The 13,328-nt window shown below is 71.2% G+C and carries 8 protein-coding genes; 5 read left to right on the top strand and 3 right to left on the bottom strand.

Annotation, left to right across the window (positions count from 1 at the left end; translation table 11 throughout):
- Positions 1–6: 6 nt before the first annotated feature.
- Both IE311_RS37355 and IE311_RS22900 read right to left on the bottom strand, forming a co-directional pair.
- Positions 7–1,683 (bottom strand): metallophosphoesterase, encoded by a 1,677-nt coding sequence (locus tag IE311_RS37355; protein WP_409351071.1) that lies wholly within the window; start codon positions 1,681–1,683, stop codon positions 7–9.
- A 362-nt stretch (positions 1,684–2,045) separates the two neighbouring features.
- Positions 2,046–3,152 carry a LacI family DNA-binding transcriptional regulator gene (locus IE311_RS22900; RefSeq protein WP_041130217.1) on the bottom strand — a complete coding sequence of 369 codons (1,107 nt, stop codon included), beginning with the start codon at positions 3,150–3,152 and terminating at the stop codon, positions 2,046–2,048.
- Positions 3,153–3,545: 393 nt separating this feature from the next.
- On the opposite strand from IE311_RS22900, the gene hisC reads away from it, so the two are divergent.
- The gene (hisC, locus tag IE311_RS22895; protein WP_189833658.1) at positions 3,546–4,643 is read left to right on the top strand and encodes a histidinol-phosphate transaminase; all 1,098 of its coding nucleotides are present in this window, start codon (positions 3,546–3,548) and stop codon (positions 4,641–4,643) included.
- A 119-nt stretch (positions 4,644–4,762) separates the two neighbouring features.
- Here hisC and IE311_RS22890 read toward each other — a convergent pair whose 3' ends face one another.
- On the bottom strand, positions 4,763–5,143 hold the full coding sequence (locus IE311_RS22890; protein WP_189833657.1) for a cyclophilin-like fold protein: 381 nt from the start codon (positions 5,141–5,143) through the stop codon (positions 4,763–4,765).
- 205 nt (positions 5,144–5,348) lie between these two features.
- On the opposite strand from IE311_RS22890, the gene IE311_RS22885 reads away from it, so the two are divergent.
- Genes IE311_RS22885 through IE311_RS22870 form a run of 4 tightly spaced genes read left to right on the top strand, consistent with a single transcriptional unit; the run spans position 5,349 to position 13,286 of the window.
- A complete protein-coding gene (locus IE311_RS22885; protein ID WP_189833656.1) occupies positions 5,349–6,857 on the top strand; it encodes a cytochrome ubiquinol oxidase subunit I in 1,509 nt (502 codons plus the stop codon).
- Between the two features lie 18 nt (positions 6,858–6,875).
- The gene (cydB, locus tag IE311_RS22880; protein WP_189833655.1) at positions 6,876–7,877 is read left to right on the top strand and encodes a cytochrome d ubiquinol oxidase subunit II; all 1,002 of its coding nucleotides are present in this window, start codon (positions 6,876–6,878) and stop codon (positions 7,875–7,877) included.
- Positions 7,878–7,905: 28 nt separating this feature from the next.
- Positions 7,906–11,553, top strand: coding sequence for a thiol reductant ABC exporter subunit CydD (cydD, locus tag IE311_RS22875; RefSeq protein WP_229902091.1), 3,648 nt, complete (start codon positions 7,906–7,908; stop codon positions 11,551–11,553).
- Between the two features lie 20 nt (positions 11,554–11,573).
- Positions 11,574–13,286, top strand: coding sequence for a GAF domain-containing sensor histidine kinase (locus IE311_RS22870; protein ID WP_189833654.1), 1,713 nt, complete (start codon positions 11,574–11,576; stop codon positions 13,284–13,286).
- Positions 13,287–13,328 lie beyond the last annotated feature (42 nt).

The following is a 13,328-nucleotide window of genomic DNA, read 5'->3' as shown; positions in this document are numbered from 1 at the left end:
TATGCGTCAGCTGTTCAGCGGCAGTTGGACGACCAGTAGCTTTCCGGCCATGGTCACTCCGCCGTCCATGGCGATCGCCAGACCGTCGGCGTAGACATGCGGTCCGTCGACGATCGGGCCCGAACTGTCTTCCCCCTCCTCCGTGCCGACCTGGCCGAGGAGGTACGGGATGGGGCTGTGGCCGTGCACGATCCGGTGGCCGCCGTAGGTGGAGAGCAGCTCCTGTACGGCCTGCGGCCCGCCTTCGTCGCGGAAGGCGAAGCGCTTGGTGAACTTTCGGAAGACGTCCCAGACCTCGTCGGCGTCGTTCCTGGTGAGGATCTCGTGGACGGTGTCGTTGACGTCCTCGATGGTCTCGCCGTATTCGAGGTACGCGGTGGTGTCGGAGTGCAGGAGGAGGTGGTCGTCCTCGCGCACCACGGCGTCGAGCCGGGACATCCACTGCAGATGGACGTCCTGGAGGCGGTCCATGTCGTGCTTCTGGCCGCCGTTGAGCAGCCAGGCGGCCTGGAAGGTGGCGGTGCCGGCGCCGGAGTTCACCGGGGTGTCGCCGAAGCGCTTGGCGCCGATGAGCAGCAGTTCGTGGTTACCCATGAGGGCCTTGCAGTAGCCGCCGGCGGCGGCGGCCTCGGCGGAGAGCCGCATGACGAGGTCGATGACGCCGATGCCGTCGGGGCCGCGGTCGGTGAAGTCGCCGAGGAACCAGAGGCGGGCGTTGCCGGCGGACCAGCCGCCGTTCTCGTCGATGAGGCCCTGGGCGCGCAGGGCGGCCACGAGTTCGTCGAGGTAGCCGTGGACGTCGCCGACGACGTAGAGCGGGCCGGGTCCTTCGCCGTTCGCGGGGGCGGCCTCGGCGGCGGGGGCGGCCTCGGGGGTGACCGGGACCTGGACGGTGTCGCCGCGGTTGATGACCGGGAGGTCGCGTTCGGTCGGCGTGTATCCCTCGGGCATCCGGTCCTCCGGGAAGCCGCTGCCGGGGTGGCCGGTGGCGACGGAGACGATGGAGGAACCCGCCGCGGCGGGGTACGCGGGGGCGGCGGTCCGGTGTCCCAGGTGCAGGGTCGGCTCGGCGGGCATGGGCGCGCTGGGCGCGGTCCGGGCGGGCGGCTGCGGGGGGACGGCGGGGATCGCGGGGGCGCTCGCGGGTGTGTGCTCACGCGGGTCGGCGGGGGCGGTCGCGGCGGGGAGGGGCGAGGGTGCGACGGGTGCTGGCTGGGCCGGGGCCTGGACTGGTGCCGCCGGGGCTTGGGCGGGTGCCGTCGGGGCCTGCGCGGGTGCTGCCGGGGCCTGGGCGGGTGCCGCCGGGGCCTGGGCGGGTGAGGTCTGCGTGGCTGAAGCCTGTGGGGCTGACGCCCCTGCCTGTGCGGCTGACGCCCGGGCTGCCGTGGCCGCCTGCGCGGCTGCGGCCCGTGCCGCCACGGCCTGCACCGGTACGGCCTCGACCGGCGCGGGTGCGACGGGAGGCAGTTCCTCGGCCGGCCGCGCGGGCGCGGTGGGCATGGACATGGGCACGGGCGGGATCTCTGCCGGTGGTGACACCGGCAGAGGCTCCGTGGATGTCGGATCGGTGGCATGGCCCTGTACGGGCACGCGGGCGTACGGCGGTACGCGGAAGTCACGCAATGTCGCCGTGCGCACCACGGGCTCCTGCCCGGCCCCCTGAGTCATGGACCCCTCCACCACCGTCGCGATGCCCTGCACATCGCGGACCGGCCTGGTCGGGGTGGTCCGCGGTGTCGTGCGCCCATCATAGGAATGAGGGTCCTCCTGTGTGACGCACCAGGGGTGGTGAATCCGGGTCCACTCCGGGTTCACCGGTTGTTTCGCCCGAATTGAGAAGGTCGAATCCAGGGTTGAGGCCGGATAGGTGGCCGGTTTTGCCGTCCTGGCCCACGGGCAGGGGCGAGGACGGCAGATTCGGTGGTGCCGGTTGACGGGGTGTCGGCCCTTCGCCGATCAGTCTTTCGTGGGTCGTGCTCCGGAGGCCGGTCCTTCGGAAGTGGGTACTTCGGAGGACGGGCCTTCGGACATCGGTCCTTGGTGGGTCAGTCCTTCGCGGGTGAGCGCGGCGGGCTGACGGTCGTGCGTGGCGAACGGCGCTGCGAGGAGGTGCGCACGATCAGTTCGGTCGGTATCACCTGCTCGACCGGGCCGTCCGTGTCGATCCCCTCGATGGCGTCGATGAGGAGCTGGACGACGGCCGTGCCGATCCGTCGCGGCTTGAGCGACAGTGTCGTGATGGGCGGTTCGGTGGTGGCGTAGACGGTGGACTCGCTGCAGCAGACCAGCAGCAGGTCGTCCGGGACGCGCAGTCCGTAGCGGCGCGCGGCCGCGAGGAGGTCGGTTCCGTTGGGGTCGAAGAGGCCGTACACGGCGTCGGGCCGGTCCGGTCGGGCGAGCAGCCGGTCGGCCGCGACGGCGCCCGCGCACGGGTCGTGCGCCGGATAGGCCTCGTAGACGGGGTCCTGGCCCACCCGCTCGCACCAGTTGAGGTACGCGGTGGTGGACAGACGGGTGTAGGTGTCGGTGGTGGTTCCGGTGAGGAGTCCGATGCGGCGGGCGCCGGCGTCGGCGAGATGGTCGAGCAGATCGAGGACGGCGGCTTCGTGGTCGTTGTCCACCCAGGCGGTGACCGGAAGGGTGCCGGCGGGGCGTCCGTCGGAGACGACGGGGAGGCCCTGCCGGACCAGTTCGGTGACGACCGGGTCGTGGTCGGAGGGGTCGATGACGACGGTGCCGTCGAGGGCGACGTTCGACCAGACGTCATGTCGGGAGGTGGCGGGGAGGATGACCAGGGCGTAGCCCCGGGCGAGCGCGGCCGATGTGGCTGCTCTGGCCATCTCCGCGAAGTACGCGAATTCGGTGAAGGTGAAAGGTTCATCCCCGTACGTGGTCACGGTCAGGCCGATGAGTCCCGACTTCCCCGTACGGAGCGTGCGGGCCGCCGCGGATGGGCGGTAGCCCAGCCGGTCGGCGACCTCGCGAACGTGACGGCGGGTGGCGTCGGGGAGTCGGCCCTTCCCGTTGAGCGCGTCGGAGACAGTCGTGATGGAGACCCCGGCGGCGGCGGCCACGTCCCGGATGCCTGCCCGGCCCTGCCGGCTTCCCCGGGTCTGTGCCCGGCTCACCTGGTGCTTCCCTGCTGCTGTCATGGCGAGCCGATAGTAGGGCGACGAGGGGCGGTTGGGCCGGTCGCATATGCAGGCATTGACAGGCACGTTTCTGCATGGCCGAAAGGCATCAATAGGCAATGAATCAAAGGCAGTTACGGCCTTTGACATGAGACCTGGGGTTGTCGAACGGTGTAGGCCTGGCGTGGGGGCGAGGTCTCGAAGAGGTCTCAACTCACCTCTACGGGGGATGCGCGCCACGGCGCCCGCCACCGGCGCGCGCCACCCAAGCACGCGCTCCCCCTCTGTGGGGGCGCTCCGAGGGGGCCGTTTCCACAGCGTGTCCCTCCTGTTGTCCACAGCCCATTCGCAGCGGGCGGGAATCCTCTTAAGGTGAGCAGTATTGGCGGTACGGACGGTCGAGGAGGCCACACTGTGAGCGAGACCAGCGGGACGAGTACGGGCAGCCCGAAGCTGCGCGCCGAGCTGGACGGCGTCCCCACCTACAAGCCGGGCAGGCCGGCCGCCTCGGGCGGTCCCGTGGCCTTCAAGCTGTCCTCCAACGAGAACCCGTATCCGCCGCTGCCCGGGGTCATGGAGTCCACGCTGGCCGCCGCCGCGAACTTCAACCGCTACCCGGACATGGCCTGCACGGGCCTGACCGAGGAGCTGGCCGACCGCTTCGGCGTGCCCGTCTCGCACATCGCGACCGGCACCGGCTCGGTCGGCGTCGCCCAGTCACTGCTCCAGTCGACCTCGGGCCCCGGTGACGAGGTCATCTACGCCTGGCGCTCCTTCGAGGCGTACCCGATCATCACGCAGATCAGCGGGGCCACCTCGGTGCAGGTGCCGCTGACCGACGGCGAGGTGCACGACCTCGACGCGATGGCCGAGGCGATCACCGACAGGACCCGGCTGATCTTCGTCTGCAACCCCAACAACCCCACGGGCACCGCGGTGCGCCGGGCCGAGCTGGAGCGCTTCCTCGACCGGGTGCCCTCCGACGTCCTGGTCGTGCTCGACGAGGCGTACCGCGAGTTCGTCCGCGACACCGAGATCCCGGACGGCATCGAGCTGTACCGCGACCGGCCGAACGTCGCCGTGCTGCGGACCTTCTCCAAGGCGTACGGCCTGGCGGGGCTGCGGGTCGGCTTCGCGGTCGCCCACGAGCCGGTGGCGGCGGCGCTGCGCAAGACGGCGGTGCCGTTCGGGGTGAGCCAGCTGGCGCAGGACGCGGCGGTGGCCTCGCTGCGCGCGGAGGACGAACTGCTCGGGCGGGTCGGCTCGCTGGTGGCGGAGCGCGACCGGGTCCATGCCGGGCTCGTGGCCCAGGGCTGGACGGTGGCGGACACCCAGGCGAACTTCGTCTGGCTGCGGCTCGGCGAGCGGACGCTGGACTTCGCGGCGGAGTGCGAGCGCCACGGTGTGATGGTGCGGCCGTTCGCGGGCGAGGGTGTGCGCGTCACGATCGGCGAGAGCGAGGCGAACGACCTGTTCCTGAAGGCGGCGGAGGGCTTCCGCAAGGAGGGCTGATCAACCGCTGACGACTCCGCGCGGATCGGCGCGCGGTCGGTCGCCGGCGGTCTCTCCGCGGACCGGTGGCCGGATCGGCCGCCGGTCGGCTGCCGGGTGCCGTGCGGTTCGCCGGTCGGTCAGCCGCCGACGCGTTCCACGCGGATGGGGTCGCCGTCCCGGACCGTGGCCAGGATCCGGGGGTCGCCGTCGAGCGCGCCCAGCAGGTTGCAGGGGCTCGCGAGCCGGCATTCGGCACCCCGTGAGATCGGGGTGGGGCCGTAGGGGAGGGCGAGCGCGTCACCCTCCGTCCAGAAGGCCACCGTGCCCGGGTCGACGACCTGGCGTGCGCCGTCCTCCACGGAGGCGGAGACCGGAGTGTCGAAATAGACCTCCTCGCCCCAGGTCCGGGCGGTGGAGGAGATCGGGAGAGCCCCCGCGAGCGCCTTGCTCGTGGGGGTTTCCTCAAGGGTGGCCGTGGTGTGTCCGGCCGGCCAGACGATGCGTATCCGAAGGGTCATGCCCCGGATTCAACAATATGTTGAAGGCCCTGGGAAGAGATGGCCCACGACAAGGGGACCCCCGGCTGAAGGTACGGATTTCGTATGAGCCATAATGCTTGTGAATGTGAACGCGTTCACAAGCGTGTCCCGGTTAGTCCCTGAATGGGTGGGGCAAGCGGGGCAAACTGCCGATGTGACCACGGCGATGTAAGGAGAAAACGACGTGGACCTCGCTTTGGCGCCAGAGACCCTGGCGCGCTGGCAGTTCGGCATCACCACCGTCTACCACTTCCTCTTCGTCCCCCTGACGATCTCCCTCGCCGCGCTCACCGCGGGCCTCCAGACCGCCTGGGTCCGGACGGAGAACGAGAAGTACCTCAGGGCGACGAAGTTCTGGGGCAAGCTCTTCCTGATCAACATCGCCATGGGTGTCGTCACCGGCATCGTGCAGGAGTTCCAGTTCGGTATGAACTGGTCCGACTACTCCCGGTTCGTCGGGGACATCTTCGGTGCGCCACTCGCCTTCGAGGCGCTGATCGCCTTCTTCTTCGAGTCGACCTTCATCGGTCTGTGGATCTTCGGCTGGGACAAGCTCCCCAAGCGGATCCACCTCGCCTGCATCTGGATGGTGTCGATCGGCACCATCCTCTCCGCGTACTTCATCCTCGCGGCCAACTCCTGGATGCAGCACCCGGTGGGTTACCGCATCAACGAGGAGCGGGGCCGGGCCGAGCTCACCGACTTCTGGCAGGTGCTCACCCAGAACACCGCCCTCACCCAGTTCTTCCACACGATGACGGCGGCCTTCCTGGTCGGCGGCGCGTTCATGGTGGGTATCTCCGCCTTCCACCTGGCGCGCAAGAAGCACATCCCGGTGATGCGGACCTCGCTGCGGCTCGGCCTGATCACCCTGATCATCGCGGGCCTCGGCACCGCCATCAGCGGCGACCTGCTCGGCAAGGTCATGTTCAAGCAGCAGCCGATGAAGATGGCCGCCGCCGAGGCGCTCTGGGACGGAGAGGCGCCCGCGCCGTTCTCGATCTTCGCCTACGGCGATGTCGACAAGGGCCACAACAAGGTGGCCATAGAGATCCCGGGCCTGCTGTCGTTCCTGGCGAACGACGACTTCACCTCGTACGTCCCGGGCATCAACGACATCAACAAGGCCGAGCAGGAGAAGTTCGGCCCCGGCGACTACCGGCCCAACATCCCCGTCGCGTACTGGGGCTTCCGTTGGATGATCGGCTTCGGCATGGCCTCGCTGACCATCGGCATGCTCGGCCTCTGGCTGACCCGCAAGAAGTTCATGCTGGCGCCGGGGCTGCGGACCGGTGAGGACGAAGTGCCGAACCTGGTCCTGTTCAAGCGGAAGGCGCTCAGCCCCCGCCTGGGCAAGTGGTACTGGATCGTCGCCCTCTGGACCATGGCGTTCCCGCTGATCGCCAACTCCTGGGGCTGGATCTTCACCGAGATGGGCCGTCAGCCCTGGGTCGTCTACGGCGTGCTGCGCACCCGGGACGCCGTCTCCCCCGGCACCACGACGGGCGAAGTGCTCACCTCGATGATCGTCTTCACCGCGCTCTACGCCGTGCTCGCCGTGATCGAGGTCAAGCTCCTCGTGAAGTACATCAAGGCGGGACCGCCGGAGCTCACCGAGAACGATCTCAACCCGCCCACCAAGATCGGCGGGGACTCTCGTGACCCCGACCGCCCCATGGCCTTCTCGTACTGAGGCTCAGGAGATCGAGGCATGGAACTCCACGACGTCTGGTTCGTACTCATCGCCGTCCTCTGGATCGGCTACTTCTTCCTCGAAGGCTTCGACTTCGGGGTCGGCATCCTGACCAAGCTGCTCGCCCGCGACCGGGTCGAGAAGCGGGTCCTCATCAACACCATCGGACCCGTCTGGGACGGCAACGAGGTGTGGCTGCTCACCGCCGGCGGCGCGACCTTCGCCGCGTTCCCCGAGTGGTACGCGACGCTCTTCTCCGGCTTCTACCTGCCGCTGCTGATCATCCTGGTCTGCCTGATCGTCCGGGGTGTCGCCTTCGAGTACCGGGCGAAGCGGCCGGAGGAGAACTGGCAGCGCAACTGGGAGCAGGCCATCTTCTGGACCTCGCTCATCCCCGCGTTCCTCTGGGGCGTGGCCTTCGGCAACATCGTCCGGGGCGTGAAGATCGACGCGGACATGGAGTTCGTCGGCACCTTCTGGGAACTGCTCAACCCGTACGCGCTCCTCGGCGGCCTGGTCACGCTCACCCTCTTCACCTTCCACGGGGCGGTCTTCGCCTCGCTCAAGACGGTCGGTGACATCCGGGGACGGGCGCGGTCCCTGGCGTTCAAGCTCGGCCTGGTCACGGCGGTGCTCGCGCTCGGCTTCCTGATCTGGACCCAGATCGACACCGGGGACAGCTGGAGCCTCGCGGCGATGCTGATTGCCGTGGTGTCCCTGGTCGGCGCGATCGGCGCGATCAAGGCAGGACGCGAGGGCTGGTCGTTCGCGCTCTCGGGCGTCACCATCACCGCAGCCGTGGCGATGCTCTTCCTCGCGCTCTTCCCGGACGTCATGCCGTCTTCGCTCGACCCGGAGTGGAGCCTTACCGTGACGAACGCGTCGTCGAGCCCCTACACGCTCAAGATCATGACCTGGTGCGCGGCGATCGCGACCCCGCTGGTGCTGCTCTACCAGAGCTGGACCTACTGGGTCTTCCGTAAGCGAATCGGTACGCAGCACATCGCCGACGCTCACTAGCCGGCCCTTCCCAGGGAGCATGTTTCACGTGAAACCGATCGATCCGCGCCTGCTCCGGTACGCCCGGGCCACCCGTGTCTTCCTGATCGCGGTGGTCGTACTCGGCCTCGTCGGGGCGGCGCTGGTCATCGCCCAGGCGATGCTCATCGCCGAGATCGTGGTGGGGTCCTTCCAGAAGGGCCAGTCGGTTTCCGACCTGACCACCGCCCTGCTGCTGCTCGTGGGAGTCGCGGCGGCGCGGGCGCTGGTCTCCTGGCTGACCGAGCTCGCCGCCCACCGGGCGAGCGCGGCGGTCAAGTCCGAACTCCGCGGCCGTCTTCTCCTGCGGGCGGCCGCGCTCGGGCCGGGCTGGCTGAGCGGCCAGAAGGCCGGCTCGCTGATCGCCCTCGCCACGCGAGGCGTGGACGCCCTCGACGACTACTTCGCCCGCTATCTGCCCCAACTCGGTCTCGCGGTGGTCGTGCCGGTGGCCGTTCTGGCGCGGATCGTCACCGAGGACTGGGTCTCGGCGGCGATCATCGTCGTCACCCTGCCGCTCATCCCGGTCTTCATGATCCTCATCGGCTGGTACACCCAGGCCCGTATGGACCGGCAGTGGAAACTGCTCTCCCGGCTCTCCGGTCACTTCCTGGACGTCGTGGCCGGACTGCCCACCCTCAAGATCTTCGGTCGGGCGAAGGCCCAGGCCGAGTCGATCCGAGCGATCACCTCGGAGTACCGACAGGCGACGATGCGCACGCTGCGGATCGCCTTCCTCTCCTCCTTCGCCCTGGAACTCCTCGCGACGCTGTCGGTGGCGCTGGTCGCCGTGACGATCGGCATGCGGCTCGTCCACGGCGAACTCGATCTGTACACCGGACTCGTCATCCTGATCCTGGCGCCCGAGGCGTATCTCCCGCTGCGGCAGGTGGGCGCCCAGTTCCACGCGGCGGCCGAGGGGCTCGCGGCGGCGGAGGAGATCTTCGACGTCCTGGAGGAGCCGGTACGGGACGGGGGAACGGGCGCGGCCCCGGACTCCGTACGCCTGGAGCTCGAAGGGGTGACGGTGCGGCACGCGGGGCGGGCGGAGCCCTCGCTCGACGCGACGACGCTGACGGTCGAACCGGGCGAGACGGTGGCCCTGGTCGGGCCGAGCGGGGCCGGGAAGTCGACGCTGCTCGATGTCGTCCTCGGTTTCGCGGTGCCGGAGGAGGGCGGTTCCGTCCGCGTCGGCGGCGAGGAACTCTCCTCGCTCGACCTGGAGGCGTGGCGCTCACGGATCGCCTGGGTGCCGCAGCGGCCGTACCTCTTCGCGGGGACGATCGCCGAGAACGTCCGCCTCGCCCGCCCGGACGCCTCCGACGAGGCGGTACGTGCGGCACTGCGGGACGCGGGGGCGGACGGATTCGTCGCGGGGCTGCCCCAGGGGCTGAACACCCCGCTCGGCGAGGACGGTGCCGGCCTCTCGGCAGGACAGCGGCAGCGGCTCGCGCTCGCCCGGGGGTTCCTCGCGGACCGGCCGCTGCTGCTGCTCGACGAGCCGACGGCGGCGCTCGACGGTGAGACCGAGGCGGGTGTGGTCGACGCGGTTCGCCGGCTCGCGGTCGGACGGACGGTGCTTCTGGTGGCGCATCGGCCGGCTCTGTTGGCGGTGGCGGACCGGGTGGTGCGGATCGGGGCCGAGGCCGAGGTCACCGGTCCGGGAGCCGGAGTGCGCCCCACGGTTCCGCCCCGGGCGGAACAGGAGCCCCCTACCGGCCCGGCGGAGGGCGGCGCGGAGCGCGTGCCGACAACGGAACCCGGAGACTCCGGCGCGGAGCGGACGCCCGCGCCCGGCGGGCCGCTGCTGACGCGGGTCCGGGAGATGGCCGGAGTACTGAAGGGGCGAATGGCGCTCGCGCTGCTGCTCGGCAGCCTCGCGCTCGGCTCCGCCGTCGGGCTCATGGCCGTCTCCGGCTGGCTCATCTCCCGCGCCTCCGAACAGCCGCCCGTGCTCTACCTGATGGTGGCCGTCACCGCCACGCGCGCCTTCGGCATCGGGCGGGCCGTCTTCCGCTACGCCGAGCGCCTCGTCTCCCACGACGCCGTGCTCCGGATGCTCGCCGAGCTCCGGGTCTCCGTCTACCGGCGGCTGGAGAGGATCGCCCCGGCCGGGCTGCGCCGCACCCGCCGGGGAGACCTGCTCGCCCGGCTCGTCCAGGACGTCGACGCGCTCCAGGACTACTGGCTGCGCTGGCTGCTCCCCGCGAGCGCCGCGCTCGTCGTGGGCGTCGCCTCCGCCGGATTCACCGCCTGGCTGCTGCCCGAGGCCGGTGCCGTCCTCGCCGTGGGCCTGCTCGTCGCGGGTGTGGCCGTACCGGCCGTCTCCGGTGCGCTCGCCCGCCGGGCCGAACGGCGGCTCGCCCCCGCGCGCGGCGCCCTGGCCACCGCCGTGGCCGACCTGCTGCGCGGCTGCGCCGAACTGACGGTGGCCGGTGCGCTGCGGGGCCGGATCGAGCGGACCAGGGACGCCGACCGGGCGCTCACCGGTATCGCCTCCCGGCAGGCCGCGGCCGCCGCGCTCGGTGCCGGCCTCTCCGCCCTGGTCTGCGGCCTGACGGTCGTCGCCGCCGCGGTCGTCGGCGTCCAGGCCGTCCGGGACGGGCGGCTCGAAGGAGTGGCCCTCGCCGTGGTCGTCCTCACGCCGCTCGCCGCCTTCGAGGCCGTCACCGGACTCCCCCTCGCCGTCCAGTACCGGCAGCGCGTCAAGCACAGCGCCGAGCGGGTCTTCGAGGTGCTCGACGCCCCCGTGCCCGTACACGAGCCGGACCGGGCCGAGACTCCCCCGGCGAGCCCGTTCCCGCTGGAGCTGTCCGGGCTCTCCGCCCGGCACGCCGGGCAGGACCGGGACGCGCTCGCCGACTTCCGGCTCACTCTGGAGGCCGGACGCCGGGTCGCCGTCGTCGGCGCCTCCGGTTCGGGCAAGACCACGCTCGCCCAGGTGATGCTGCGGTTCCTGGACGTCGAGCACGGCATGTACCGGCTCGGCGGGGTGCCCGCATGGGAGCTCGACGGAGACGCCGTCCGGCGGTTCGTCGGCCTGTGCGCCCAGGACGCGCACCTGTTCGACAGTTCCGTCCGGGAGAACCTGCGGCTCGCGCGCACCGGCGCCGGCGACGAGGAGCTCCGCGAGGCGCTGCGCAGGGCCCGGCTGCTCGACTGGGTCGACGGACTCCCGGAAGGGCTCGACACGCTCGTGGGCGAGCACGGGTCCCGGCTCTCCGGAGGTCAGCGGCAGCGCTTGGCCCTCGCCCGCGCCCTGCTCGCCGACTTCCCCGTACTCGTCCTCGACGAGCCGGCCGAACACCTGGACCTGGCCACCGCCGACGCGCTCACCGACGATCTGCTCCGGGCCACCGAAGGCCGTACGACCGTCCTCATCACCCACCGGCTGCACGGACTCGACGCGGTCGACGAGGTCCTGGTCCTGGACGAGGGCCGCACCGTGCAGCGCGGCCCGTACGCCGAGCTGGCCGAGGCCGACGGGCCTCTGCGCCGGATGCTGGAGCAGGAGCGGGAGACCGATCTGCTCGTCGTCGGCGCGGGAGCGGCCACCAGCGCGGGAGAGGGTACGGGCGCGGGATCGGGCACGGGGGCGACGACCGGAACCACCGCGGCCCCGCACACCGGAGAGCAGCCGACTTTTCTCGCCAAATAGGACTTACTAGTCTCAAGCTCATGACCGCCGCAGAGTCCGACGTCCCGGACCCCCTGGAAGCCGCCACCCAGGCCACCCGCAGCCTCCAGGGGCTGTCCACGGAGCTCACCGCCCGCGTGCCGCAGCTCCTGGAAGCCATGCGCTCGGTCGGCACCGGGCTCGAACTCCACTCCACCCTCGACCGCATCTGCGAGACCGCCGCCGAACTCGCCGACGCCCGCTATGCCGCGATCGGTGTCGTCGACGACGAGGGCAAGGGCCTGTCCGACTTCGTCACCTTCGGCGTCGACGACGAGACGGCCGCCCGGATCGGCCGTCGCCCCGACGGCCACGCGGGGCTGCTCGGCGCGCTCATCCAGGACCCCCAGACGATCCGCCTCGCCGACCTCTCCACCGATCCGCGCGCGGCGGGCTTCCCGCCGGGGCATCCGCCGATGCGGACCTTCCTCGGCGTCCCCATCCGGGTCCAGGGCGAGATCTTCGGAAATCTGTACCTCGCGGAGAAGCACGGCGGGGGCGAGTTCAACGACTACGACGTGCACATGGTCCGGGTGCTCGCCACCGAGGCAGGCATCGCCATCGGCAACGCCCGCCTGTACGAGGCGGCCCGCCAGCGGGAACGGTGGATCGACGGCTCCGTCGCCGTCACCACCGCCCTGCTCTCCGGCGGCGACGCGGACGACGCACTCACGGTCGTCGCCGAGCAGGCCAGACGCCTCGCCGACGCGGACGCGGGGATCGTGCTGCTGCCCGCCGAGGAGGGCGGTCTGGAGATCGTCGCCGTCTCCTCGCCCCGGCCCACCAAGTCGCTGGGTGTGGTGATCCCGCCCGAGAGCGCCGTGGTGGAGCGGCTTCTCGACGGCGAGGCGGTCTTCGTGGCGGACGCCTCGACGGACCCGCGCATGATCAGCCGGCTGACCTCCCCGTACGGGCCGAGCATGATGCTGCCGCTGCAGAGCGGCGGGCGGGTGCTCGGCGCGCTCGCCACTCCCCGGGTGCGGGGCGCCCGCCAGTTCACCGAGATGGAGCGGACGCTCGCCACCCAGTTCGCCTCCCAGGCGGCCCTCGCCCTGATGATGGCCGACGCCCAGCGCGACCGGGAGCGCCTCGCCGTCTACGAGGACCGTGACCGGATCGCCCGTGACCTGCACGATCTCGTCATCCAACGCCTCTTCGCCACCGGCATGATGCTGGAGAGCGCCCAGCGCAGGTCGATCGTTCCGGCCGTACGCGAGGGCGTCGGCAAGGCCGTGGACGAGCTGGACGTCACCATCCAGGAGATCCGTACGGCGATCTTCGCGCTCCAGCAGGGGCCCGCGGAGGCTCCGTCGGGGCTGCGGACCCGCGTTCTGCGGGAGATCAACATGGCGGCCGTGCCGCTCGGCTTCAAGCCCGCGCACCGCTTCCTCGGCGCGATCGACGCGACGGTCGGCGACCTCACCGGCAAGAACCTCATCGCGGCCCTGCGCGAGGCGCTGTCCAATGCCTTCCGGCACGCGGAGGCGACCCGGATCGAGGTGGTCGTCGACGCCGGCGTCACCCTCCCCGACGGCTCCGCGGGAGTACGGCTGGAGGTCGCGGACGACGGCATCGGCATCCCGGCGGGCGGGCGTCGCAGCGGCCTGCGCAACCTGGCGCGGCGGGCCGAGTCGCTGGGCGGCGCGAGCTGGTGCGGGCCGGGCCTCGGGGAGGACGGCGGGGGTACGACGGTGGTGTGGGAGGCCCCGCTGTAACGGGCGCCCCTCAGCCCTGCGGGGCCCCGTTGGAGCGGGCGC

Origin of the sequence: Streptomyces zaomyceticus, assembly GCF_014656215.1 — a bacterium.
GTDB lineage: Bacteria > Actinomycetota > Actinomycetes > Streptomycetales > Streptomycetaceae > Streptomyces > Streptomyces zaomyceticus.
Note: the sequence above shows the minus strand (reverse complement) of the source record. Positions and strands in the feature narration are given on the sequence as shown.